This is a genomic window from Aquabacter sp. L1I39 (assembly GCF_017742835.1).
Taxonomy (GTDB): domain Bacteria; phylum Pseudomonadota; class Alphaproteobacteria; order Rhizobiales; family Xanthobacteraceae; genus L1I39.
Genome location: NZ_CP072392.1, coordinates 1,169,125 through 1,193,226, shown reverse-complemented (window position 1 = coordinate 1,193,226; position 24,102 = coordinate 1,169,125). Strand labels below are relative to the sequence as shown.

General features: G+C 66.2%; 20 protein-coding genes. 8 read left to right on the top strand and 12 right to left on the bottom strand.

The genetic code is table 11. The annotated features are described in order from the left end of the window. Nucleotides 1–36: 36 nt before the first annotated feature. A complete protein-coding gene (locus J5J86_RS05260; RefSeq protein WP_209103832.1) occupies nt 37–996 on the top strand; it encodes a D-2-hydroxyacid dehydrogenase in 960 nt (319 codons plus the stop codon). Nucleotides 997–1,157: 161 nt separating this feature from the next. Here the strand turns inward: J5J86_RS05260 and J5J86_RS05255 are convergent, their stop codons facing one another. The 6 genes from J5J86_RS05255 to J5J86_RS05230 all read right to left on the bottom strand — a co-directional run bounded on the left by J5J86_RS05255 (nt 1,158) and on the right by J5J86_RS05230 (nt 7,818). Continuing rightward, nucleotides 1,158–3,089 (bottom strand): TRAP transporter large permease, encoded by a 1,932-nt coding sequence (locus J5J86_RS05255; RefSeq protein ID WP_209105247.1) that lies wholly within the window; start codon nt 3,087–3,089, stop codon nt 1,158–1,160. A 26-nt stretch (nt 3,090–3,115) separates the two neighbouring features. Continuing rightward, a complete protein-coding gene (locus tag J5J86_RS05250; RefSeq protein WP_209103831.1) occupies nt 3,116–4,141 on the bottom strand; it encodes a TRAP transporter substrate-binding protein in 1,026 nt (341 codons plus the stop codon). A 53-nt stretch (nt 4,142–4,194) separates the two neighbouring features. Then, complete coding sequence (locus J5J86_RS05245) at nt 4,195–5,073, bottom strand: NAD(P)-dependent oxidoreductase (protein ID WP_209103830.1); 879 nt, start codon at nt 5,071–5,073, stop codon at nt 4,195–4,197. A 53-nt stretch (nt 5,074–5,126) separates the two neighbouring features. After that, complete coding sequence (locus J5J86_RS05240) at nt 5,127–6,146, bottom strand: transketolase family protein (protein ID WP_209103829.1); 1,020 nt, start codon at nt 6,144–6,146, stop codon at nt 5,127–5,129. Further along, complete coding sequence (locus tag J5J86_RS05235) at nt 6,143–6,982, bottom strand: transketolase (RefSeq protein ID WP_209103828.1); 840 nt, start codon at nt 6,980–6,982, stop codon at nt 6,143–6,145. The genes J5J86_RS05240 and J5J86_RS05235 overlap by 4 nt, the downstream gene beginning before the upstream one ends. 86 nt (nt 6,983–7,068) lie before the next feature. Next, a complete protein-coding gene (locus J5J86_RS05230; RefSeq protein WP_209103827.1) occupies nt 7,069–7,818 on the bottom strand; it encodes an SDR family NAD(P)-dependent oxidoreductase in 750 nt (249 codons plus the stop codon). A gap of 156 nt (nt 7,819–7,974) precedes the next feature. Between J5J86_RS05230 and J5J86_RS05225 the strand changes: the two genes are divergently transcribed. The 4 genes from J5J86_RS05225 (at nt 7,975) to J5J86_RS05210 (ending at nt 14,028) form a co-directional block, all read left to right on the top strand. Next, nucleotides 7,975–8,862, top strand: a complete 888-nt coding sequence (locus tag J5J86_RS05225) for a LysR substrate-binding domain-containing protein (protein ID WP_209103826.1) — start codon at nt 7,975–7,977, stop codon at nt 8,860–8,862. Nucleotides 8,863–9,098: 236 nt separating this feature from the next. Continuing rightward, nucleotides 9,099–9,740 (top strand): PRC-barrel domain-containing protein, encoded by a 642-nt coding sequence (locus J5J86_RS05220; RefSeq protein ID WP_209103825.1) that lies wholly within the window; start codon nt 9,099–9,101, stop codon nt 9,738–9,740. A 410-nt stretch (nt 9,741–10,150) separates the two neighbouring features. Further along, a complete protein-coding gene (locus tag J5J86_RS05215; RefSeq protein ID WP_247658064.1) occupies nt 10,151–12,562 on the top strand; it encodes a membrane-bound PQQ-dependent dehydrogenase, glucose/quinate/shikimate family in 2,412 nt (803 codons plus the stop codon). A gap of 179 nt (nt 12,563–12,741) precedes the next feature. Next, nucleotides 12,742–14,028, top strand: a complete 1,287-nt coding sequence (locus tag J5J86_RS05210) for a cation:proton antiporter (RefSeq protein ID WP_209103823.1) — start codon at nt 12,742–12,744, stop codon at nt 14,026–14,028. A 66-nt stretch (nt 14,029–14,094) separates the two neighbouring features. On the opposite strand, the gene pqqE is transcribed toward J5J86_RS05210, so the two are convergent. The 6 genes from pqqE to J5J86_RS05180 form a co-directional block, all read right to left on the bottom strand. Further along, nucleotides 14,095–15,174 carry a pyrroloquinoline quinone biosynthesis protein PqqE gene (pqqE, locus tag J5J86_RS05205; RefSeq protein ID WP_209103822.1) on the bottom strand — a complete coding sequence of 360 codons (1,080 nt, stop codon included), beginning with the start codon at nt 15,172–15,174 and terminating at the stop codon, nt 14,095–14,097. After that, entirely contained in the window at nt 15,171–15,449 is a 279-nt protein-coding gene (gene pqqD, locus J5J86_RS05200) for a pyrroloquinoline quinone biosynthesis peptide chaperone PqqD (protein WP_209103821.1), read from the bottom strand. The genes pqqE and pqqD overlap by 4 nt, the downstream gene beginning before the upstream one ends. Next, nucleotides 15,440–16,156: a pyrroloquinoline-quinone synthase PqqC gene (pqqC, locus tag J5J86_RS05195; RefSeq protein WP_209103820.1), complete on the bottom strand. Its 717-nt coding sequence runs from the start codon at nt 16,154–16,156 to the stop codon at nt 15,440–15,442. Before pqqC ends, pqqD begins: the two co-directional genes overlap by 10 nt. Then, a complete protein-coding gene (gene pqqB, locus J5J86_RS05190; protein ID WP_209103819.1) occupies nt 16,153–17,037 on the bottom strand; it encodes a pyrroloquinoline quinone biosynthesis protein PqqB in 885 nt (294 codons plus the stop codon). Before pqqB ends, pqqC begins: the two co-directional genes overlap by 4 nt. 9 nt (nt 17,038–17,046) lie before the next feature. Further along, nucleotides 17,047–17,163, bottom strand: a complete 117-nt coding sequence (gene pqqA / locus J5J86_RS05185; protein ID WP_209103818.1) for a pyrroloquinoline quinone precursor peptide PqqA — start codon at nt 17,161–17,163, stop codon at nt 17,047–17,049. Between the two features lie 237 nt (nt 17,164–17,400). Beyond that, entirely contained in the window at nt 17,401–18,066 is a 666-nt protein-coding gene (locus tag J5J86_RS05180) for a TetR/AcrR family transcriptional regulator (protein ID WP_209103817.1), read from the bottom strand. A 174-nt stretch (nt 18,067–18,240) separates the two neighbouring features. Here J5J86_RS05180 and J5J86_RS05175 point away from each other — a divergent pair, with 174 nt between their 5' ends. From J5J86_RS05175 to J5J86_RS05165, 3 genes are read left to right on the top strand one after another with little or no spacing between them, the layout of a single operon-like run. Then, entirely contained in the window at nt 18,241–19,722 is a 1,482-nt protein-coding gene (locus tag J5J86_RS05175; RefSeq protein ID WP_247658062.1) for an efflux transporter outer membrane subunit, read from the top strand. A 48-nt stretch (nt 19,723–19,770) separates the two neighbouring features. Further along, nucleotides 19,771–20,892, top strand: coding sequence for an efflux RND transporter periplasmic adaptor subunit (locus J5J86_RS05170; RefSeq protein WP_209103815.1), 1,122 nt, complete (start codon nt 19,771–19,773; stop codon nt 20,890–20,892). A gap of 12 nt (nt 20,893–20,904) precedes the next feature. Beyond that, nucleotides 20,905–23,991 carry an efflux RND transporter permease subunit gene (locus J5J86_RS05165; protein ID WP_209103814.1) on the top strand — a complete coding sequence of 1,029 codons (3,087 nt, stop codon included), beginning with the start codon at nt 20,905–20,907 and terminating at the stop codon, nt 23,989–23,991. Nucleotides 23,992–24,102: the final 111 nt, after the last annotated feature.

The window sequence follows — 24,102 nt, the reverse complement described above, 5'->3', positions numbered from 1 at the left end:
TTCGGAAAAAGCCGAGACTCGGAAAGATTGAGATCCATGCACAAGATCGTCGTCCTCGATCGCGACACCATCGCGCCCGAGGTGCAAGTCCGCCGTCCCTCCTTTCCTCATGACTGGGTGGAATATGCGCGCACCAGCGCCGACGAGGTGGTGGCGCGGGCACAGGATGCCACCATCATCATCAACAACAAGGTGGACCTGCGCGCGCCCACGCTGGCGCAACTGCCCGACCTCGCGCTGATCGCGATTGCGGCCACCGGCACAGATTGCGTGGACAAGGCGGCGGCCGCCGCGCGCGGCATCCCGACGGTGAACATTCGCGGCTATGCCAAGGCCACCGTTCCCGAGCACACCTTCGCCCTGCTGCTGGCCCTCGCCCGCTCCATCGTTCCCTACCGGCAGGAGGTGCTGGAAGGCGCTTGGCAGGCGGCGCAGCAATTCTGCTTCTTCACCAATCCCATCGTCGACCTCGCCGGGCGCCGCCTCGGCATTGTCGGCGCCGGCGTGCTTGGCTCCCAGGTGGCGGGCATCGCGCGGGCCTTCGGCATGGAGGTGGTGTTCTACGATCCCATGGCCAAGCCGGGGACGGCGGGCGTGGTGAGCCTGGACGAACTCGTCGAGACCGCTCACGCCATCACCTTGCATTGCCCGCTCACCGAGGAGACGCGCGGCATGTTCGACCTGTCCGCCTTCCGGCGCATGAAGAACCGGCCGATCCTCATCAACACGGCGCGTGGCGGGCTCATCGTGGAAGAGGACCTGGAGATCGCGCTCGACGAGGGCCTGGTGCGTGCCGCCGGGCTCGACGTCACCTTGCCGGAGCCGCCTGCCCCCGACAGCGCCTTCATGCGCCTCGCGAGGCGGCGCAATGTCATCTGCACCCCGCACGTGGCCTGGGCCTCGCTGGAGGCGCAGCAGGCACTGGCGGACCAGCTCATCGACAATATCGAGAACTTCGTCGCCGGCCGCCCCTCCAACGTGGTCTCGCCGGACTGAACGTCCGCGTCCCCTCCCATGCGTCGAAGGCCGGCCCGGCATGCCCCGGCCGGCCTTTTGCTTGGCAGAAGGTCCCGTGGGGCAAAGGAAAGGCCCGCCGGGTGAACCAGCGGGCCTTTGGGTTTGGGAGCCGTGAGGGTCTTCGGAGCGCCCGACGCCGGTCAAGGCACCGGCAGGAAGCCGATGGAGATCCACGGCACCGCCGCCACCACAGCCAGCGCCACCAGGAGCACCAGCATGTAGCCGACGATGGGCTTCATACCCTCGTCCGGATTCACCCCGCCAATGGCGGTCGCGCAATAATAGCCGACGCCGAAGGGCGGGGCGAACAGGCCGATGCCCATGGCCAGGATCACCACCATGGCATAGTGCACCTCATGAATGCCCATCTGCCGCGCGATCGGGAACAGCAGCGGTCCGAACAGCACGATGGACGGGATTCCCTCCAGCACCGAGCCCAGGATGATGAAGGCGAGGATGGAGACCACCATGAAGGTCGCCGCGCCGCCTGGCAGGCCGGACATCACATGGGCCAGGCTCTGCGAGAAGCCGGACTGGGTCAGTGCCCAGGCCATGCCCGTCGCCGCGCCGATGATGAGCAGGATCGCGCCGGAGAGCGCTGCCGTGCTGACCATCATCGGCACGATGCGGCTCCAGTCGAACTGCCGGTAGACCAGAAGGCCGACCACCACGGAATAGATGATGCCGATGGTGGAGACTTCGGTCGCCGTGGCGATGCCTTCCATCACCGCCCCGCGGATGACGAAGGGCAGGGCGATGGCCGGCAGGGCGATGATGGCGGACCAGCCGATCTCCCGCGCCGAGACGCGCTTGACGTTCGAGAGGTCGTCATTGCGGTAGCGGTAGCGCACCAGCAGGCACAGCGCGAGGCCCAGCACCAGGGCCGGCAGCAGGCCGCCGGTGAACAGGGCCGCGATGGATACGCCGGTGACCGAGCCGATGGTGAGCAGGACGAGGGACGGCGGGATGGTCTCTGTCTGGGCTCCGGTGGCGGCCAGCAGGGCCACGAGGTCGCCCTTCTTGGCTCCGCGCTTGACCATTTCCGGGAACAGAACCGGGGTCACCGCCGCCATGTCCGCCGCCTTCGAGCCGGAGATGCCGGAGACGAGATACATGGCTCCGATCAGCACGTAGGACAGGCCGCCGCGCACATGGCCCAGCAGGCTCGCCAGGAAGCCCACCAGCGCGCGCGCCATGCCCGTCAGCTCGATGAGCAGGCCCAGGAACACGAACAGCGGCACCGAGAGCAGGATCAGATGGCTCATCCCCTCGTCCATCCGCCCCACCACCACCGCCAGCGGCGTCGTGGTGGTGAAGGTCAGATAGCCCGCCGTGGCAAGGCCGAAGGAAAAAGCGATGGGCACGCCGGCAAACACCAGGGCCGCCACCAGCCCCACCAGGAAGATCAGGAGATTGTAATTGCCGAGCATCTTCAGCCAGGGCGAGGCTGCAAAGCCAAACCCTACCGCCGCCACGAGGCAAAGGCACACCACCGCCATCTGCTTCGGATTGGCGGCGCGCAGCAGCTTGAGCAGACACACCACCGCCATCAGCGCGATGCCCACGGGCAGCGCGGCCGCCTTCCAGGTGTTGGGCACGTCGAGGGCCGGCATGGTGACGAACATTTCGTCTTCGGCATACTCGATGGCGGGATGCAGGACCGCCATGAGGAAGACGAGGGGCGCGGCCAATGCCATTGTCTCCAGCACGGCCTTCACGCGAGGCGAGGCCATGCTGACCAGCGCCGTCATGCGCATGTGGCTGTCCCGCTGCACCGCCAGGACGGCGCCGAACATGGCGAGCCAGATGAAGAGCAGGGATGCAAGCTCGTCCGACCACACGATTGGGCTGTGCAGCGCATAGCGCTTCACAACCCCGACGAACAGGACGGTGATTTCCGCCAGGACCAAGGCGGCGGCCAGATATTCCACCAGCCGGCAGATGCCGGTTTCGACGACGAACAGGCCCCGGCGCCACGATGTGTCGGGAAGCGCCGCGACCGGCGCCTCCCCTTCTGCATAGGCCTCATGCAGGGCATGGCTTTCGTCCAGCGCGTGGGCCGGCGGCGGCATGGAATGGGGGACGTGCTGGGACATGCTCACCCTCCGAGCTTGCCGGCGGCGCCTTCGAGCAGGCCCCACGCCTCGTTGCCATATTTGGCCTTCCAGTCGCCGTAGAAGGGCGTGGCGGCCAGGGCCTTGCGGAACAGCTCGCGGTCAACATCGATGAAGGTGATGCCCTTGGCGGTGAGATCGGCGCGCAGGCTCTGGTTGAGCGCGGCCACGTCGGCGCGCTGGTCCACCGCAGACTTGTCCAGCTCGCGCGAGACAATGGCGCGCACCTCCTCCGGCAGGGCACTCCAGGCGCGGCGGTTGCCGAGGATGACGTAGCCATCCCACACGTGGCCGGTCATGGAGCAGGACTTCTGCACTTCGTAGAGGCGGGTGGAGGCGATGATGGCGAGCGGGTTTTCCTGGCCTTCCACCACCTTGGTCTGGAGCGCCGAATACAGCTCGTTGAAGTTGATGGGAGTGGCGCCCGCATTCAGTGACTTGAATACCGAGGTCAGCATCGGCGCGGGCGGGACGCGGATCTTGAAGCCGTTCAGGTCCTGCGGCGTGCGGATCTCGCGGGTGGAGGAGGTGATCTGACGGAAGCCATTGTCCCAGAATTTTGCGGGGGCCACGAGGCCCACTTTTTCGATCTGGGCGCGGATATACTTGCCGAGATCGCCGTCCACCGCCTTCCATACCGTGGCGTAGTCGGGGAAGGCGAAGCCGGTATTCACGATGCCCGAGACGGGAACCAGCGTTGCGAGGATCGAGGTGGAGAGGTTGAAGAACTCCACGCCGCCATTGCGCACCTGGGCGAGGAGGTCGGTGTCAGACCCCAGCTGGTTGGCAGGGAACAGCTTGAACTCGACGCGGCCGGAGGTCGCCTCGCGGATGCGGTCCAGTGCTTCCTGGGCGCGCTTGTTCACCGGGTGCGTGGGATCCTGCCCGGTGGCGTATTTGTAGGTGAATTCGGCGGCATCGCCCCGACGGGTGAGGATGCCGAACAGGGGCAGCGCGGCGCCGGCGGCCAGCATATGACGGCGGGTGAGCCCGGTTCCGGACGGTTTCATGGTGTCTTCTCCCTAGTATGCCGCTTTGGAGCGGGTTGATTGTTGGAGTGAGGTCAGGCCCGACCCTGGAGGGCGCGGTAGGCGGCGATCACCTGGCTGTCATCCTCCGCCCCCCGGCCGCGGCCGGAGACGGAGAGGAAATGCTGGTGAGCGATGGCGGCCAGCGGCAGCGCGGTCCTGGCGCCCGTGCCGGCCTCAAGGACGATGCCGAGGTCCTTCACGAAGATGTCCACTGCGCTTGTCACGCGGGGGTTGCGCTCCAGCATGCGGGGGCCACGGTCCCTGAGCATCCAGCTGGAGGCGGCGGAGCCGGAGACGATGTCCAGCATGGCGTCCATGTCGAGGCCGAGCGTTTCGGCCAGCGAGAGCGCCTCGGCCGCGGCGGCCAGATGCACGCCGCACAGAAGCTGGTTCACCGCCTTGGCGGTCGCGCCCTGGCCGGGCCTGTCGCCGAGACGCACCACCTTGGAGCCCATGGCATCCAGCACCGGTTGCACCTGCGCGAACAGGCCGGCCTGGGCCGCCACCATGATCGTGAGGCTGCCGGCCTCCGCCCCGACGACCCCACCTGAGACGGGGGCATCCACGACGTGGCGACCCTCCCCTTCCACCCGGCTCGCCAGCGCCGCGACTGCGGCCGGCGGGCAGGTGGCCATCAGGATCACCACGCCGCCCGGAGCCAGGTGCGCCAAGGCGCCCGCGCCGAACAGGATGTCCTCGGCCTGGGTGGCATTCACCACCATCAGGACGACGGCATCCTGGCCTGCGAAGGCGTCGGTGAGGCTGGGGGCCGCCGTCCCCCCGGCGGCCGCCAGCTGCGCCCCGGCTTCGGCGCGCAGGTCGAAGCCGGTGACGGCGAAGCCGGCGCGGGCCAGGTTGCGCGCCATTGGCAGGCCCATGGAGCCGAGGCCCACAAAGCCGATCTTCTTCATGTCGTCCTCCCCGGTTGGCCGGCCTCTCTTTCCGGAGGCTGTGGCCGGTGTTGCTATTTCAGCCAGGCCTTCACCTTGGCGCAGAGCGCGTCGGTGGAGATGCCGTAGCGATCGTGCAAAGTGGGCAGCGCGCCGGCGGCGAGGAATTCATCGGGCAGGCCGATCATCCGGAAGGCCGGATGCACCCCCTCGCGCATGAGCAGCCCCGCCACCGCCTCGCCCAGGCCGCCGATGACAGTGTGGTTCTCGACCACGACCACGAGGCGGCCGGGCTTGGCGCAGGCGTCTAGGATCGTGGCGGCATCCAGCGGCTTGATGGTGGGGACGTGCAGGACGCCCACGTCGACGCGATCCGTCGCGAGCGCCTTGGCGGCTTCCAGCGCCCGCATGGTCATGATGCCGGACGAGATGACGAGCACCTCGTAGCCGTCGCGCAGCATCTTCGCCTTGCCCAGCTCGAAGCTGTAGCCGTATTCGTCCAGCACGAGCGGCACCTGGCCGCGCAGCAGGCGCATATAGACTGGACCCTTGTGGGCGACGATGGCGGGCACCGCCTGCTCGATCTCGTGCGCGTCGCACGGATCGATCACCGTCATGTTCGGCATGGCGCGCATGAGCGCCAGGTCTTCCGCGGCCTGGTGGGAGGGGCCGTAGCCGGAGGTGAGGCCGGGCAGGGCGCAGACGATCTTCACATTGCGGTCTTCTTCCGCGATCGTCTGGTGGATGAAGTCATAGGCCCGGCGGGAGGCGAACACCGCATATGTGGTGGCAAAGGGGGTGAAGCCCTCAGCGGCGAGGCCGGACGCAGCGCCGAACAGAAGCTGCTCGGCCATGCCCATCTGGTAGTAGCGATCGGGAAAGGCCTGCTGGAAGATGTGCAGGTCGGTGTATTTTCCAAGGTCGGCGGTCATGCCGACGATGGAGGGATCGGCCTTCGCGCAATGGACCAGCGCATGGCCGAACGGAGCGGGCCTGGTTCGCTGCCCCTCGCCCGCGATGGACGCGATCATGGCGGAGGTGGTCAGGCGCTTCTTGGGCAAAGCCTCGGCGACGGGAGCGGCGGCGGGTTTCATGCGGGCTTCCTCTCGTCGAGGGCGGCCAGGGCCAGCTGCCACTCATGGGCATCCACACGGATGAAGTGGTTCTTCTCGCGCGCCTCCAGGAAGGGGATGCCCTTGCCCATCAGCGTGTCGGCGATGATCATGCTGGGTCGGCCGCCAGTGGCGGTCTTGGCGGCGTCGAAGGCGGCGCGCACGGCGTTAAGATCGTTGCCGTCCACCCGCTGGACGAACCAGCCGAAAGCCTCAAGCTTCTCCGGCAGGGGCTCGAAGCCGAGCATGGACGTGGAAGGGCCGTCCGCCTGCTGGTTGTTCACGTCGACAATGGCGATGAGATTGTCGAGTTTGTAATGGGCGGCGGACATGATTGCCTCCCACACCGACCCCTCGTCCAGCTCGCCGTCGGAAAACAGGGTATAGACGCGGCTGTCCGAGCCCTTGCGCTTGAGGCCAAGGCACTTGCCCACCGCAATGGACAGGCCGAGGCCGAGCGACCCGCCCGACATTTCCATGCCCGGCGTATAGCTGGCCATGCCCGACATGGGCAGGCGGCTGTCGTCGAAGCCGTAGGTCTCCAATTCGTCCTCGGGGACGATGCCGGCCTCGATCAGGGCCGCGTAGAGCGCGATGGCGTAGTGGCCGTTCGACAGCAGAAAGCGGTCGCGCCCTTCCCATTCGGGGTTCTGGGGCTCATAGCGCATGGCATGGAAATAGGCGGTGGCCAGCACATCGGCGATGTCGAGAGCCTGGGCGATATAGCCCTGGCCCTGCACCTCGCCCATGCGGATGGCATGGCGCCGGATGTTCCAGGCGCGCCGTTCCAGCGAGACGTTGGAGGATGAAGTGGTCATGTCACTCTTCCTGTGGCGGAGCCTGTGCGCAGGCGGGGGCCGGCCCCCCTGCGCCGGCAGGCCCCGCGCACCATGGCGGACCGGGATCAGTGGATCAGCATGCCGCCATTGACGTCGATCACCGCGCCGGTGACGTAGGCGGACAGGTCGCTGGCGAGGAACAGGTAGATGCCGGCCACATCGCTCGCATCGCCCAGGCGGTTGAGTGGGATGCCCTTGAGAATGTCCTTGCGCATCTCGTCGGTGAGCTTGCCGCCGGTGATGTCGGTCTGGATCAGGCCGGGGGTGACGCAATTTACGCGAATGCCGTCGACACCGAACTCGCGGGCCATGGCCTTGGCGAGGCCGAGCACGCCGGCCTTGGCGGAGGAATAATGCGGCCCCCCGAAGATGCCGCCGCCGCGCTGCGCGGACACCGACGACATGCAGGCGATGGAGCCGGACTTGCGCGCCTGCATGTGCGGGATGAACACCTGGCTCAGGAAAAGGACGCCCTTGCAGTTGATGTCCTGGATGCGGTCCCAGCTCGCCTCGTCGATATCCAGCGTCTTCACCGGCTGGGTTACGCCGGCATTGTTGATGAGGATGTCGAGATGGCCGAACGCCTGGAGAACGTCATCCGCCGCCGCCTGGCAGGAGGCCTTGTCGGCGACGTCGCAGCCGACCCCCATATGTTCGGGGCCCAACGCCGCGGCGGCGGCCTTGGCGGCTTCCGCGTCGATGTCGATAATGGCAATGCGCGCGCCGTGGGCGGCGAACAGTTTCGCCGTGGCAAGGCCGATGCCGCGGGCGCTGGCGGCCCCCGAAATGGCGGCCGTCTTGTTCTGAAGCAGCATGGTTTCCTCCACGATGGGCTTCTTTTTCGAAGGGTGATACTGGCTCCTGTGTTTGCGGCTTAAAAACGCAAAAATTGCGCTAAAGGATGAACTGTGTTCATCTATCTGGATGCCGGAGCCCCCTTCCAGCAAGGGGCTCCTCGCCAGAGGGCTCTCATGAAACGCCTTCCCCTGTCTGCCCTTCAGGCCTTTGAAGCTGCCGCCCGGCGCGGCTCGTTCCGCGTGGCGGGAGAGGAACTGGGCATTTCGCCGAGCGCCATCAGCCACGCGGTGCGCAAGCTGGAGGACCTGATGGGCACCGCCTTGTTTGAGCGGGAAGGGCGCGCCGTGCGCCTCAATCCGGCGGGCGAGGCGCTGATGCGCCATGTGGCGGCCGGCTTCGATGAGATGCGGCAGGGGATTGAGATGGTGGGCGCCCGCTCGGTGAACCTGCTGCGGCTCCATTGCGCCCCCTCGCTCGCCGCCCAATGGCTGCTTCCGCGCTTGCGCACGCTGCTCGCGCAACAGCCGGGGCTGGAGGTGCGGCTCGCGGCCGGCGTGGACTATCCCCGCTTCGAGCACGACGAGTTCGACGCCGACATCTGCTACGGCCCGCCACGGCAGGAGGGGCTGGTGGTGGTGCCCCTTGGCGAGGAGACGGTCACCCCCCTGTGCGCGCCGGAAATGGCTGCGCGGATCGGCTGCCCGCTGGACCTGCTCGATCATGACCTGATCGAAAGCGACAACAAGCGCGTGCGCTGGAACCACTGGTTCGAGCTCAACGGTGTCGCGCCTCCAGGGCCGCGCGGTTCGCGCTTCGACCGCTCCTTCATGGCCATTGCCGCGGCGGTGGATGGGCTGGGTATCGCGCTTGAGTCCACCCGCCTCGCCGAACGCGAGATCGCCCGCGGCGAACTGGTGGCGCCGCTGGCGGGCAAGGCCAGCGATGTCACTTATGTCGGCCATTACCTTGTCTTCCCCCGCGCCGCCAAGGCCCGGCGCTCGGTGCGCCTGTTCGCTGGCTGGATCACGCAGGAACTGGACCTGCCGGCCCCGCGCATCTGACGCCGCGGGGGGGCGACAGGTCACGCAGCATTCAATATCCAAGCATGGTATTGAAATGTTTGTCCTAATAAATCTGAAGCTCGCGCTTGTCTCTATTCTCAATGGCTACGTTTATGTAGCGAGAATGGTGCGATAGATAAATAAAACATGAACAACTCGGGCGGTGGCACGTTGGGTGAGGAGCGGGGCGCACCCTCGCTTTTCAAAAAGCAACCCGAACACCCCGGAGACATGCCATGAACAAGCATTACATCACCGTGGCTGCCATCGTCGCAGCCTTGGGCGTCGGGCCAGCATTGGCTCAGAACGCGCCCGCCATGCAGAACCAGGGCCGCGCTGCCGGCCAGAATTCCACGGGCGCCGCCCTGAACTTCATCTCCGCGCGCGACGCAAATACCTGGCGCGCCTCGGAGCTGATCGGCAAGGACGTCTATGGCGCGAACAATGAAGACATCGGCGAAGTTGGTGACGTCCTCCTGAACCGCAATGGCCAGGTGATCGGCGTTGTGCTCGATGTGGGCGGCTTCCTGGGGCTCGGCGAGACCAATGTCGCGGTGCCCATGCAGGCCCTGCAATTCCGGGCTGGCGACACCCGGCCTGGCAATACCCAAGCCTCCAACACCGGAAACACGCGTTCCACCACCGGCGCCACAGGCAGCACCGGCGCGGGCACGGCCGGGACCAATGCTCAGAACCGGACCGGCCAGAACATGGCCGGGGCGATGCCCGACCGGGACGCCGACCGCATCTTCCTGATCATCACGAAGGAGCAACTCCAGGCTGCGCCGCGCTTCGAGGATGAGGGCTCCCGCAACTCCGGCATGGGCCGGGACACCAACGCAGCCCCCCGCACCGGCGGCACCACCACCACCCGCTGACCATGCACCGAAGCAAGATGCGGCGCGCGATTGGGCGCGCCGCATCTTCCGCGCAACGCGCTTTCGTCCGGCCTGCCACTCCCTCACTCAACCGGGCGGGAGGGCTTGCCGGGTGGGGTGCATGCGGCGTGATGGATCCCTTGACCCTTTCCTCCGCACGCTCCCCCGAAGCGGAAATAAATATTCGTGAATTAGTGTTTGTATTATTTTTACTCTGAATGATCACATTTTTTCTAAGCTCACCAGATGAATAAACATCCAGATTTATTCTGCGCTTGCAATCGGAACAATTGATCCGGTGTGAGGTTGAGTTTTCGATCACCCTCACATCAGGAGCCGAGACATTGCGCGATTCACGACGCTCCCTGCTCGCAATCTGGTCCCCTCGCTTGCTCGGGGGGATCGTCGCCTTGATCGGCATCGTGCTCCTGGGCGGGGGCGCATGGCTCATTGCGCTGGGCGGTTCGCCTTATTACGCCGCCGCCGGCCTGGGGCTCGTCATTTGCGGGGTGCTGCTGTTCATGGGGCGTGCGGCCGGCGTCTGGCTCTACTGCGCGATCGTGCTCGCCACCATTGCCTGGGCCTTATGGGAAGTGGGGCCGCATCCCTGGCCTCTCGTGCCTCGGGTGGTGGCGCCGCTGGTCCTGCTCATCCCGATCCTGGCCCTTCTTCCCGCGCTTGGCCCCGGTCGCTATTCCGGCAGGACGGCCGTTGCGGGGATCGTGGGGGTCGTCCTTCTGGCCGGCGGGCTCGGATGGGCCATCGCCGCAAACGCGCCGTCACCCCTCGTGAAGGAGGTTCCGCGGGCGCGGATCGAGGCGATGTCCGAACCGTCGCGGAACGCCGTCGGCGCGGACTGGCCGGCCTATGGCGGCACCTACAGTGCACGACGCTATTCGCCGCTGGACCAGATCAACACCTCCAATGTCGACCAACTCCAGCGGGCTTGGCTCGTCCATACCGGAGACCTGCCGCAATCTGAGTTCGCGCACGGCAAGTATGGCGCCGAGAATACGCCGCTGAAGGTGGGGGACATGCTTTATGTCTGCACGCCCAAGAACATCATCATCGCGCTGGATGCGGCCACGGGGAATGAGCGCTGGCGCTATGACCCCAAGGTCTCTGACGACAACATTCCCTACACGGCCGCCTGCCGCGGTGTCGCCTATTATGCAGACCCGGATGCTGCAGCCGATGCCGCCTGCGCCACGCGCGTCATCGAGGGGACGCTCGATGCGCGGCTGATCGCTGTCGATGCCCGCACCGGCCAGCCGTGCGCGGATTTCGGCGATGGCGGCCAGGTCTCCACGTCGCAGAACATGGGTCCCATCGTGCCCGGCATGGTCTCGATGACGTCGCCCCCCACCATCGTGCGCGGCGTGGTGGTGATCGGCCACCAGATTCTCGACGGCCAGAAGCGGGATGCGCCGTCCGGCGTGATCAAGGGATTCGACGCCGTGACCGGCGCCCTGCGCTGGGCCTGGGATATGACGCAGCCAGACCTGCCGACGCCCCCGCCGCCGGGCGCCATCTATACCCGCGGCACACCCAATATGTGGACCACGGCCACCGGCGATGAGCAGCTCGGCTATGTCTATCTGCCCATGGGGAATTCGGCGGTGGACTATTGGAGCGGCAGCCGCACGCCGGCGGAAAATGCCTTCTCCACATCGCTGACGGCCATCGATGTCACTACTGGACGGGTGGCCTGGTCTTTCCAGACCGTGCACAAGGATGTGTGGGACTATGACCTCGGCTCGCAAGCGACGCTGGTGGATTTCCCCTCCGCCAACGGGGTGGTTCCCGCGCTCGTGCTACCCAGCAAGCAGGGCGACATCTACATCCTCGACCGCCGCACGGGTCAGCCCCTGACGGGCGTCGAGGAGCGCCCGGTGCCGCAGGGTGGGGTAGAGCCGGACCAACGCGCGCCGACGCAACCCTTCTCGCTCTACCACACGCTGCGCAAGGCCAGGCTGACGGAGGCCGCCATGTGGGGCATGTCGCCCATCGACCAGATGTTCTGCCGCATCCAGTTCCGGCAGGCGCATTATGAAGGCATCTATACCCCGCCCACGAGCGACACCCATTGGATCGAGTATCCCGGCTATAATGGCGGCTCGGACTGGGGCGGGGTTGCGGTTGATCCGCGCCGCGGCATCATCATCGCCAATTACAATGACATGCCCAACCACAACCGGCTCGTTCCGCGTGCGGAGGCTGACCGCAAGGGTTGGACGCCGCGCAGCGAGGCCCGGGGCGGAGACCTGGGCAGCGGCGCCGAGGGGGCAGGCGATCCGCAGGCGGGCACGCCGTTCGCCATCGACGTGAACGCCGGCTGGCGCCTTCCGGTGACGGGCCTGCTCTGCAAGGAGCCGCCATATGGCGGCATCCGGGCGATCGACCTTGCCACTGGCGAAACCCTGTGGGACCGGCCCTTGGGGCAGGCGCTGAAGAATGGTCCGTTCGGAATTCCCTCCATGCTGCCGGTGACCATCGGCACACCCAATAATGGCGGCGCGGTGGTGACTGCGGGCGGTCTCATCTTCATCGCAGCGGCCACCGACGATCTCATCCGGGCGATCGACATGGAGACCGGCAAGACCGTTTGGCAGGATAAGCTGCCCGCCGGCGGCCAGGCGACGCCCATGACCTATGAGGTGGACGGCCGGCAGTATGTGGTGATCATGACCGGCGGGCATCATTTCATGGAGACGCCCATCGGTGACGAGGTGATCGCCTATGCCCTGCCGGCTGGTGCGGTGCGCGCGGCGGCGGCAAATGCGGACGTGCAGTCCCACGGCGTAGGCGCCACACGCCCCTAGCGTTGGCCCCGGGGCTCATCGCGCGAGGGCGGCGCGATGAGCCCCGGGTGACGTTGATGCTTTCCAGACGTTGGACGGGGCGTCGCCGCGCCAGGTGGCGCGGCGCGATGGTGAGGGAGGCGCAGCGCGCTGGATTGGCCCCAGGCTGACGAAGCGCAGGCGGGCGCGGGGACAGACCCATGCTTTCATTGTTTGAGCTCCTGGCCGGCCTTCTCACCGTGACCGCGACGTTCGCATGGCTCAACCACCAGGTGCTCCGGCTGCCGGACAATATCGGCCTGCTGGTGATGGGGCTCGGGGCATCGCTGTTGCTGATCGCCATCGAGATCGTGTTCCCCGATACTCCCCTCTACGCGACCCTGGCCGAAAGTTTCCAGCAGATCGACTTCTACGAAGCGGTGATGCACGGCATGCTCGCCTTCCTGCTGTTTGCGGGAGCTCTGCATGTGGATTTCGGCCGCCTGCGCCGTCGCGCGCTGGTGGTGGGTGCCTTCGCGACGCTCGGGGTCGGCCTGTCCACCCTCATCATCGCCACCGGCCTGTGGCTCGGCACCGCGGCGCTCGGCGTGCCCGTCAGCTTTGCCTGGTCGCTCGTCTTCGGCGCGCTCATCGCCCCGACCGATCCGGTCGCGGTCCTCTCGACGCTGCGGTCGGTCAATGTTCCCGTCAAGCTGGAGACCGACATGAGCGGCGAGGCGCTCTTCAATGACGGCATCGCTGTCGTTCTCTTCACCATCACCCTACAGATGGCGAGCGGCAGCGAGGCGGCCTCGAACCTTTATCACATCCTGCGTCTGCTGGTGCTGGAGGCGGGCGGCGGGGCGCTCCTCGGCCTTGCCACCGGCTATGTGGCTTACCGGGCCATGCGCGCCATCGACGACTATTCGATCGAGGTGATGATCTCACTGGCCCTCGTCACCTCCACCTATGCCCTGGCCGATGCTTTTCACATGAGCGGGCCGATCGCAGTGGTGGTGGCCGGCGTACTCATCGGCAATCGCGGCGTCGCCTATGCCATGAGCGACCGCACGAAACGTTATGTTTTCGGCTTCTGGACGCTGATCGATGACATTCTCAATGCGGTCCTGTTCTTGCTGATCGGGCTGGAGGTGCTGGTGCTGCGCTTCAACCCGGCCATGGCGTGGGTGGGGCTCCTCGCCGTTCCCCTGGTTCTGGCGGGCCGGTTCATATCGGTTGCCATCTCCATTTCACTGCTGGCCCGCTGGCAGACCTTTGCCCGGGGTACCCTTTACGTGCTCACCTGGGGCGGTGTGCGCGGGGGCATCTCGGTGGCGCTCGCCCTGTCTCTGACCGGCACGCCGGCGCGCGCGCCACTCCTGGCGGCTACCTATGCGGTGGTCCTGTTCACCATCCTGGTGCAGGGCCTCACCCTTGGCTGGGTGGTGCGCAAGACTGCCCTGGAGGAAGGCAAGCTCAGTGGCGAGGGACCGGGCGAGCGAGATTGACCGTGTCCGTGCCCGCCGTGCGGACGTCCCCCCATTGCATCGCTGACCGCCGTCTTCCCCGCCGCATCACCTTCGGAAGCGGTAGGGGGCGGGCGCCTGCCCGGCTTCACGCGCAAGGGCCGCATCCACCTTCGCGCGGTCGGGCGCGTAGCGGCAGACCGGGTCGGTGGCCTGCGGGCGCCCGGAAAGGGCCATGGCCTGGCACCGGCAGCCGCCGAAATCCACCTCCTTTCTGGGACAGGATCGGCAGGGCTCCTCCATCCAGTGCGTGCCGCGAAACGCGTTGAAGGCGGGAGAATGGTGCCAGATGTCGGACAGGGAATGATCGGTGACCGACCAGAAGTCCAGCCCGGGTAAGGTTTCCGCCGCATGGCAGGGGAGGGCCCTGCCGGACGGGGTGATGTTCAGGATCCGGCGCCCCCATCCGCCCATGCACGCCTTGGGATAGGTGGCATGATAGTCGGGCAGCACATGGTCCACCACGATTACCCCGGCAAAGCGCTCCCGCAGGGTTTCGGCAATGGCAATGGCATCCCCCGCCGCGCCGGCTTCGGCCTGGAGCGCGGGCCGGTTGAGCAGTGCCCAGCCATAATACTGGGCATGGGCCAGTTCCACGCGGCGCGCCCCCATCTCCACCGCCAGGGTGATTAGCCCCTCCATCTGGTCGAGATTGGCGCGATGCAGCACGGCATTGACTGTGAGAGGCAGGCCGGCCGCCACCACATGCGCGGCGATCTCGCGCTTGCGGGCGAAGGCGCCGTCATAGCCGGCAATGGCGTCCGCCCGTGCCGCATCAGCAGCCTGTACGGAAATCTGCACATGGTCGAGCCCGGCATCGGAGAGCTGCGCAACGCGCGCGGCGGTGAGCCCCACCGCCGAGGTGATGAGGTTGGAATAGAGGCCGAGGCGCGTGCACTGTGAAATGAGAGGGACGAGGTCGGGACGTGCCGCAGGTTCGCCTCCGGACAGGTGGACGTGAATCACCCCCAGATCCGCGGCCTCGCCGAGCACCCGGCACCAAGCCTCGGTGTCGAGTTCGTCCGCTTTGGGCGTGAGCGCTTGCGGGTTGGAGCAATAGGGGCAGCCCAGGGGGCAGCGATGGGTCAGCTCAGCCAGGAGGCCGAGGGGAGGGGCGATGGCGCTCACAGGTCCAAAAGCCGCTTCTGATGCAGGGCGCCAATCAGCCGTTCCGCGTCCTCCCGGATGCGCGCGCGATTGCCGCCATGGCGGGGGGCGAGGGCATCCACCACCTCGGCGAGGGTATGCTGGCCGTCGCAGAGCGCCAGGATCTCAGCCGCGCTGTGATTGGCCTCGAACACCGTCTCCGGTGCCAGGAGTAGCCATCCCCGGCTGGCGTCCCGGCGCAGGCGCACCCCGCGCGGCAGGCGTGGGCGTGTGGCCGGTAAGAGCGCTACGGGCATGGCTGCCACGTCCCGGGGGGCGCCCTGTACTCCACATAAGCGAGCCACAGCGCGTCGAGTTGGGCCCACAGGATATCGGTCTTGAAGCGCAGGGCCGCGAGCGCGGCATCCTGGCGGGCGTCGCAGGTGGCGTGCTCCAGCACATAGCCCAGCGCGAAGGCCACATCGCGGCTCGCCTGCGGCGGCCGGGCCGAAAAATAGGCCAGTGCGCGTGCATCCACGAAGTCGTAATGGCGCAACATGCCCGCCATCCGCTCCTCGATGATGGCGGGCGAAAACAGCTCGGTCAGGGATGAGGCGATGACCTCCAGAAGCGGACGCGTCCGGCAGAACGAGACATAGGCCTCCACCGCGAAACGCGTGATGGGAAGGATGGCGCGCGTGGACGTGACAAGGTCACGGTCGAGCCCGAGGGCATCCGTCAATGCCAGCCAGCGGGAGATGCCGCCGGGGTCCGCCGCCGTGCCGTCATGGTCGCAGATGCGCTGGCGCCATTCCCGGCGGAGGGCCGGTTCGTCCATCTGCCCGAGGATGGCGGCGTCCTTAAGCGGCAGGCGGGACTGGTAGAAATAGCGGTTGAGCGCCCAGGCCTGCACTTGCGCCTTGCTGCACGCGCCGGAATGCAGGCGCTGATGGAACGGATGGAGATTGTGATAACGCTCCGCGCCAATGCCGCGCAGCGCCGCCTCGAAGTCCGCCCGGTTCATGTCGCGAACTCCATCCCATCGTGACCGACCTCCCAGCCGGCGGCGCGGACCTGGCGGTTTTCGGGGCTATCCTCAATCAGCACCGGATTGCTGTTGTTGATATGGACATAGACCCGCCGGCCGATATCGAGCCCACGGAATGCCGCGAGAGAACCCCGCGGACCGTCCATGGCAACATGCCCCATGCGGCCGGCGCTTTTCTCAGACAGGCCGGAGTGGATCATCTCGTCATCGGTGAAGGTGGTGCCGTCGAAGAAAAAAAGGTCGGCCCTATCGCATGCGGCTCGAAGCTCATGGGTGACGGCGGCGCAGTTGGGCGCGATTACACAGACCCGTCCGGCATGGCGGATGTGGAGGGCGACGGCACTGGCGGGCGCCTGCGTCTTGCCCTCAAGATAGAGCGGCACCTTTCCCGCAACGGCCATTGCCTCCACCGTCAATCCAGAGATCTCCATCGGCGCGCCCTCCGACATCGTGACCCGCGTCACCACGTCCCTGCCGAGCGCCTCGAATATGGGGTTGGCATCGAGCGCGGCATGGGTTTCGGCGGTGGCGTAGAGGGCAAACGAGTGACGCTCGCGCAGGCAGAGCAATCCGACCACATGGTCCAGTTCGCCATTGGTCAGGACCACCCCGCGGATGGGAGAGGAGCGGACTAAGCCGGTGGGCGCGAGTGCCGGCGCGGCAAGCAATTGCTGCCGCAGATCTGGAGAAGCGTTCACGAGCACCCAGTCTGTGCCATCGGCGCTGACCGCAAAGCCGCATTGGGTGCGCGGGCGCACGCGGGGGTCCCCCGCGCGGGCCAGCTCGCACACCGTGCATCGGCAGTTCCACTGCGGCACGCCCCCTCCGGCGGCGGACCCCAGCAGGAGGACGCGCATGCTTGCTCCTTAGTCGTCCTCGTCGCGGGCGATCTCCGCGGAGGCGTAACTTGTCACTTCCATGCCCACCGGGGTCTCCACCAGAACAGGCGTTTCCCAGGTGACGGCGGTCGGCGTTACATCCATTTCAGGCTCCGGGTTGCAGAGGGCCATGAGGCGTGTCGAGAACCAACGCGGAGAGGCGACGCGAGTTCCGGTCTGTGGCCTTTCCCGACGCGCGGCGATGGGAGCAGCCATTGCGATCTTGGGCCACGCTTTGCCATGGATCGCCCACTCCCAGAGGTGCGAGGGACCAGCGGGCCGGTCCCCTGAAAGGCTCTTCCGGCCGGGGATCGGCCTGGGTGTCGCTCCTCTCCCCTGCGATCAGTCCACCGTGACTCTCTCGTCCTGCTGTGCGACGGCATAGACGCTCACGAACATGGCAATGCCGCTGGTGATGATCTTCTCGGTCTGGCGGGCGCTGGCCGCGGGCAGGCCCAGCGCGCCATTGAGCTTGATGTCTTCGGTCACCAGCGCGAGAAACTGGCGCGCGGCCAGGTCCGCATCGGGCAGGCGCAGTCGGCCGGTGTCGCGCAACACGCCGAGATAATCAGCCAATTGCCGGATCGTGGCTGATGGACCCTCGGCATAGAAGGTGCGGGCGAGGCGGGGGAAGCGGGGCGCCACGGGAACGAGGATCCGATAGAGTTCGATGCCGGCCTTGTGGATGAAGATCTGGCGATAATTGGCAGCCACCTTCCGCAGTTCATCGGTCATTCTGGGGTTGCCCGGATCGGGCCTGTAAAGGCTGGCATTCACCGCGCGGCATTCGTGCCGGATCAACGCCTCGAAGAGATCGCTCTTGCTGGCGAAATGGGCATAGAGCGTCGCCTTGGACAAGGATGCGACGCGCGCGATCGTGTCCATCTTGGCGCCGTCATACCCTTCTTCCAGGAAAACGGCGCGCGCCGCCAGCAGCGCTTCGCGCGCCTTGGGGCGCAGCTCCTCAAGCGCGGTGGGCGGCGGGAGAGTCGGGTCGAGGTCACTCATGGGGCGATCTTTATCAAAACTGAACAGTTCGGTCCATCTTGACTCCTTCAATGGCGCAGCTTAACCAATGGCTGAACTGTACGGTTCGGTTCAGATTGGATGCCGCCAGTGCCATCGATTCACTGCCATCACCGCCCGCTCTCTTTGGGGCCCTCCTGGCTGAGGGGCGGTCTCATGCTTTCCACGCTGCTCCTCTTGAGCGGGTGCATGGTGGGCCCCGACTTCGTGGCTCCCGACGCGCCGCGGGTGAACGGCTATCTCCCCGGTGGTCCGCCCCAGGCCACCGCCTCGGCGGACGTGCATGGTGGTGCCAGTCAGGCGTTCCAACAGGGCCGCGACCTGCCCGGCGAATGGTGGAGGGTGTTCCGCAACAAGCAGATCAACGCCTTCGTGGAAGAGGCCGTCCGCAACCACCCGGACATCGCGGCCGCCCAGGCGGCCTTGCGCGCGGCGCGGGAGAATGCGCTGGCGGAGGAGGGGGCCCTCTTTCCCCAGGTCTCGGCCAGCGGCAGCCCGAGCCGTCAGGTCTCCTCCCTCGCGAGCCAGGGCGAGAGCGGCAATACCAGCCCCTACAATCTCTACAACGCCTCGGTCAGCGTCACCTATGCGCTCGACGCTTGGGGGGGCACCCGCCGCCAGGTGGAGGCCTTGCAGGCGCAGGCCGAGTATCAGCGCTACCAGCTGGAAGCTACCTATCTCAGCCTCACCGCCAATGTGGTGACCGCGGCCATAACCGATGCGTCCCTGCGGGCGCAGATCGATGCCACCAACGACATCATCAAGTCCGAGGAGGAACAGCTGACGCTGGTCAAGCGCCAGTTCGAGCTGGGCGCGGTGACGCAGTCCGACGTGCTCTCCCAGCAGTCCAATCTCGCCCAGACGCAGGCCACCTTGCCGCCGCTGCAGAAGCAACTGGCCCAGCAGCGCAACCAGCTCATGGCCTATCTGGGTCGCCTGCCCAGCGAGGATCGTGGCGAGCATGTGACGCTCGCCAGCCTCACCTTGCCCCGCGACCTCCCTGTGAGCCTGCCCTCGGCCCTGGTGCGGCAGCGGCCGGACATCGCTTCGGCGGAGGCGAGTCTGCACAAGGCCACCGCCACGGTCGGCGTGAATGTGGCGAACATGCTCCCGCAGATCCAGCTTTCAGGCAGCTATGGGCGCGCGGGCCTCACCCCCGACAGCCTCTTCAATCCCGGCACCGCCGCCTGGAGCATCGCCGCCAGCGCTGCGCAGACGGTGTTCGACGGCGGCACGTTGTTCCACGACAAGGAATCCGCCATCGCCAGCCGCGAGCAGGCTTTCGCGCAATATAAGAGCACCGTCATCTCCGCCTTCAAGGACGTGGCCGATGCGCTGCGCGCCATCCAGACGGATGCCGACACGCTGAAGGCGCAACTGGCCTATGAGCGGGCCGCGCAGGAGAGCGTGAAGATCTCGCGCACCCAGTATCTGGCCGGCGCTGTCACCTATCCCTCGGTGCTCACCTCCGAGCAGAACTACCAGCAGGCGGTCATCGCCCGCGTGAAGGCGCAGGCGCTGCGCTTCTCCGACACGGCGGCCCTGTTCCAGGCGCTGGGCGGGGGGTGGTGGAACCGCGTGGACCAGACCGCCCAGTCAACGCCCCGCACCCACGCGGGCTACTTCCAGGATCACTGAACCGCCGGCGCCCCACGGCCCGCTCGCACCTGCGATGAGAGACGACACATGAAGAAGCGGATGATCCTGATGTTGGTCGCCGTCGGCCTGATTTTCGGCGGGCTTTACGGCTTCCAGACGTTCAAGGCGACCATGATTAAGCAGGCGCTGGCCTCGCTGAAGGACCCCCCGCAGACGGTGGCCACCATGCCCGCGGCGGTCACGCCCTGGCAAGATACCATCAAGGCGGTGGGCAGCGTGCGGGCGGAGGCGGGCGCAGACCTCTCGCTGGAAAGCTCCGGCATCGTCGCCGCGCTCAATTTCAAGTCAGGCGACGAGGTGAAGGAGGGCCAAGTCCTGCTTCAACTGCGTAACGAGCAGGAACTGGCGAACCTCGAGGCGCTGAAGGCGACCGCAAATGTGAGCGCCATCATCCTCAACCGTGACCAGGAGCAGTTGAAGATCCACGCGGTCAGCCAGGCCACCATCGACAGCGACACCGCCAACCTGAAGAAGGCGCTCGCCCAGGTGGCCGAGCAGCAGGCGGTGGTGGACAAGAAGACCCTGACCGCGCCCTTTTCCGGCCGGCTCGGTATCCGTTCCGTGGATCTCGGCCAATATGTCAGCGCAGGCACGGCGGTGGTCACCCTCCAGTCGCTGAACCCCATCTTCATCGACTTCTATCTGCCCCAGCAGGCGCTGGCCGAGGTGCGCACCGGCCAGACCGTGAAGGCGAGCGTCGACACCTATCAGGGACAGGCCTTCGAGGGCACCATCACGGCCATCAGCCCCAAGGTGGATTCCACCTCCCGCAACGTCCAGGTGCGGGCTGAATTCCGTAACGATGACCATCGGCTGGTGCCCGGCATGTTCGCCACGGTGGAAGTGTCGGTCGGCTCGCCGAGCCCCCTCGTGACGGTGCCTCAGACCGCCATCACCGCCAATCCCTATGGCGACATCGCTTTCGTGGTGGAGAAGAAGGAGGGCTCGGCCACGGGCCTTGCCGTCCGCCAGGTGTTCGTGAAGACCGGCGAAACGCGCGGCGATCAGATCGCCGTCACCTCCGGCCTTGCCGCTGGGGACGAAGTGGTGGTGGCCGGGCAGATGAAGCTGCACAACGGATCGCAGGTGAAGATCAACAACACTGTGCTGCCCACCGACAATCCCTCACCCTCCATCATCGACAAGTGAGCGGAGGCAGCCATGTCATCCTTCACCGATATCTTCATCCGCCGGCCCGTGCTGTCGATTGTCGTCAGCCTCCTCATCCTGGTGCTCGGCCTCAGGGCCATGAGCTCCATGCCGATCCTGCAATATCCGCGCACCCAGAACGCCATCGTCACCGTGTCGACGACCTATCCCGGCGCAGATCCCGACGTGGTGGCCGGCTTCATCACGACCCCGCTGGAAAATGCCATCGCCCAGGCGAACGGCATTGACTACATGACCTCCACCAGCACCACCGGCACCAGCACCATCACGGTCAACCTCCGGCTCAACTACGATACCGGCAAGGCGCTGACCGAGATCAACACCAAGGTCAATTCGGTGCTGAACCAATTGCCCTCCGGCACGCAGCAGCCGGTGCTGACCGTGAAGGTCGGGCAGACCATCGATTCCATGTATATTGGCTTCCGCAGCGATGCGATCGCTGCCAACCAGATCACCGACTACCTCATTCGCGTGGTGCAGCCCAAGCTGCAGGCCGTGACCGGCGTGCAGACGGCTGAGTTGCTCGGCAGCAAGACCTTCGCCATGCGCGCCTGGCTCGATCCCATCCGCCTCGCGGCCTATGGCGTCACCGCCTCCGAGGTCTCCACCGCGCTCAGCAACAACGACTATATCGCCAGCCTCGGCAACACCAAGGGCCAGATGGTGCAGGTGAATCTCACCGCCTCCACCAGCCTGCACAATGTGGATGAGTTCAAGAACCTCATCGTCAAGCAGGCGAACGGCGCGGTGGTGCGGCTGAAGGACGTGGCCAACGTCACCCTGGGGTCAGACGACTACGATTCGGCCACCATGTTCAGCGGCCGCGAGTCCGTTTACATCGGCATCCAGATCGCCCCCTCCGCCAACCTGCTGGACGTGATTGCCGGCGTGCGGGCGGCGCTGCCGGGCATCGAGGCGCAGCTGCCCACCGGTCTGACCATGGGCGTCATCTATGATGCCTCGGCCTTCGTGAATTCCTCCATCGAGGAGGTGATCCACACCCTCGTGGAGGCGCTGGCCATCGTCACGCTGGTGGTGTTCGCGTTCCTGGGGTCCTGGCGCTCGGTGCTGATCCCGGTCATCGCCATCCCGCTGTCGCTGATCGGCACCTTCCTGATGATGCTGGCCTTCGGCTTCAGCATCAACCTGTTGACCTTGCTCGCCTTGGTGCTGGCCATCGGGCTGGTGGTGGATGACGCCATCATCGTGGTGGAGAGCGTCAACCACCACATGGAGGAGGGTATGAGCGCCCGTGCGGCGGCGTTCGCGGCGGCGCGGCAACTGGCCAATCCCATCATCGCCATGACGGTGGTGCTGATCGCCGTCTATGTGCCCATCGGCTTCCAGGGCGGGCTCACCGGCGCGCTGTTCACCGAATTCGCCTTCACGCTGGTGGGGGCGGTGACCATCTCGGCCATTGTGGCGCTGACGCTTACGCCGATGATGTCGGCCCACATGCTGAAGCCGGTGGATCATGCGGGCGGTGACCTGGAATCGCGCATGGTGTTGGCGGTGGACAAGGTGATGGGCGCGGTGACCGCCGCCTATTCCCGCTCGCTTGATTCCGCGCTGAATTATCTGCCGGTCATCGCGGTGTTCGCGGGCCTGGTGCTGTCCAGCATCTATTGGCTCTATGGCACGGCGCAGAGCGAGCTGGCGCCGGAAGAGGACCAGGGGATCATCCTCGCCCAGAGCATCTCGGCGCCCAATGCGACTCTGCAGCAGAAGCTGCTTTACAACAGGGCGACCTATGAGACCTTCGCCAAGCACCCGGAGACCGAGACGGTGTTCCAGGTGGAGGCGCCGAGCACCAGCATCGCCGGCTGGGTGCTGAAGCCCTGGGACGAACGCAAGGCCACCACCAAGCAGCTCCAGCCCATGATCCAGCAGGAGCTGAACCAGGTGGCGGGGCAGAAGATCGTCGCCTTCCAGACCTCCCCGCTGCCGGGCTCCAACGGCCTGCCCATGCAGATCGTCATCGGCACCTCCGACGGCTTCGACAAGCTGAATGCGGTGGCGGCCAAGTTCCTCCAGGATGCCCTCGACACCGGGCTGTTCATCTTCCTCAACAATGATCTGAAGATCGACCAGCCGCAGGCGTCCATCGTCATCGACCGCGAGAAGACCTCGCTGCTCGGATTGTCCATGAGTGACGTGGGCGGGGCGCTGTCGTCTCTCATGGGGGGCGGATATGTGAATTATTTCAGCCTGGATGGGCGGTCCTACAAGGTCATCCCCCAGGTGCAGCAGGAGGCGCGCCTCAATACGGATCAGGTGCTTGATTATTATATCCGCACCTCGGACGGCACCATGGTTCCCCTCTCCACGGTGGCGCGGATCGAGACCAAGACGGTGCCGGAATCGCTGAACCACTTCCAGCAGGTCAATGCCGCCACTATTGCCGGCGTGGTGGCGCCCGGCATCACCACGGGCGATGCCATCACGGCGCTGAAGGATCTGGCCCAGCGCACCCTGCCGCCGGGCTATACGCTGGATTTTGGCGGCGCCTCACGCCAATACGTGCAGGAGAGCGGCGGCTTCGTCACCACCTTCGCCTTCGCCCTGATCGTGATCTTCTTGTCGCTGGCCGCCTTGTTCAACAGCTTCCGCGACCCGGTTGTGATCCTGCTCTCCGTGCCCATGTCGCTGGCCGGAGCGCTGATCTTCATCAGCCTCGGTATCGGCGGGGCGAGCATCAACATCTACACGCAGGTGGGCCTCACCACCTTGATGGGCCTCATCAGCAAGCACGGCATCCTGATGCTGGAGGTGGCGAACGAACTGCAATTGGAGGGCAAGTCCAAGCGCGAGGCCATCCTGGCGGCCGCGACGCTTCGGCTGCGGCCGATCCTGATGACCACGGCGGCCATGGTGCTGGGCGTGGTGCCGCTAATCTTCGCCTCCGGCGCCGGCGCGGCGTCCCGCTATAATCTGGGCCTCGTCATCGCCACCGGCCTCGCCATCGGCACGCTCTTCACTCTCTATGTGGTGCCAGCGGCATATGTGCTGATGGGGCAGACCCATAAGCGCGAGGTGGAAGAGACCGCGGCGGAGGGCGCCTCTGCGCCCGCGGCATAGGCACTTCTCCGTTACGGGCGCAACCAGGCTCACGCGGTCGCGCAAGCGCACATGGTGGGGGCCGAAGAGGTGGTCCTGAGCGGATCTTCATGGAGACGGGGCGCGAGGGAC

What these genes read in the sequence shown, in the direction of transcription:
- J5J86_RS05225 (WP_209103826.1), top strand. Translation starts at nt 7,975, where the DNA reads ATGAAACGCCTTCCCCTGTCTGCCCTTCAGGCCTTTGAAGCTGCCGCC.
- J5J86_RS05245 (WP_209103830.1), bottom strand. Translation starts at nt 5,073, where the DNA reads ATGAAGAAGATCGGCTTTGTGGGCCTCGGCTCCATGGGCCTGCCAATG.
- J5J86_RS05165 (WP_209103814.1), top strand. Translation starts at nt 20,905, where the DNA reads ATGTCATCCTTCACCGATATCTTCATCCGCCGGCCCGTGCTGTCGATT.
- J5J86_RS05250 (WP_209103831.1), bottom strand. Translation starts at nt 4,141, where the DNA reads ATGAAACCGTCCGGAACCGGGCTCACCCGCCGTCATATGCTGGCCGCC.
- J5J86_RS05220 (WP_209103825.1), top strand. Translation starts at nt 9,099, where the DNA reads ATGAACAAGCATTACATCACCGTGGCTGCCATCGTCGCAGCCTTGGGC.
- J5J86_RS05210 (WP_209103823.1), top strand. Translation starts at nt 12,742, where the DNA reads ATGCTTTCATTGTTTGAGCTCCTGGCCGGCCTTCTCACCGTGACCGCG.
- J5J86_RS05180 (WP_209103817.1), bottom strand. Translation starts at nt 18,066, where the DNA reads ATGAGTGACCTCGACCCGACTCTCCCGCCGCCCACCGCGCTTGAGGAG.
- J5J86_RS05240 (WP_209103829.1), bottom strand. Translation starts at nt 6,146, where the DNA reads ATGAAACCCGCCGCCGCTCCCGTCGCCGAGGCTTTGCCCAAGAAGCGC.
- J5J86_RS05235 (WP_209103828.1), bottom strand. Translation starts at nt 6,982, where the DNA reads ATGACCACTTCATCCTCCAACGTCTCGCTGGAACGGCGCGCCTGGAAC.
- J5J86_RS05260 (WP_209103832.1), top strand. Translation starts at nt 37, where the DNA reads ATGCACAAGATCGTCGTCCTCGATCGCGACACCATCGCGCCCGAGGTG.
- pqqD (WP_209103821.1), bottom strand. Translation starts at nt 15,449, where the DNA reads ATGCCCGTAGCGCTCTTACCGGCCACACGCCCACGCCTGCCGCGCGGG.
- J5J86_RS05230 (WP_209103827.1), bottom strand. Translation starts at nt 7,818, where the DNA reads ATGCTGCTTCAGAACAAGACGGCCGCCATTTCGGGGGCCGCCAGCGCC.
- pqqA (WP_209103818.1), bottom strand. Translation starts at nt 17,163, where the DNA reads ATGGATGTAACGCCGACCGCCGTCACCTGGGAAACGCCTGTTCTGGTG.
- pqqC (WP_209103820.1), bottom strand. Translation starts at nt 16,156, where the DNA reads ATGAACCGGGCGGACTTCGAGGCGGCGCTGCGCGGCATTGGCGCGGAG.
- J5J86_RS05175 (WP_247658062.1), top strand. Translation starts at nt 18,241, where the DNA reads ATGCTTTCCACGCTGCTCCTCTTGAGCGGGTGCATGGTGGGCCCCGAC.
- pqqB (WP_209103819.1), bottom strand. Translation starts at nt 17,037, where the DNA reads ATGCGCGTCCTCCTGCTGGGGTCCGCCGCCGGAGGGGGCGTGCCGCAG.
- J5J86_RS05170 (WP_209103815.1), top strand. Translation starts at nt 19,771, where the DNA reads ATGAAGAAGCGGATGATCCTGATGTTGGTCGCCGTCGGCCTGATTTTC.
- J5J86_RS05255 (WP_209105247.1), bottom strand. Translation starts at nt 3,089, where the DNA reads ATGCCGCCGCCGGCCCACGCGCTGGACGAAAGCCATGCCCTGCATGAG.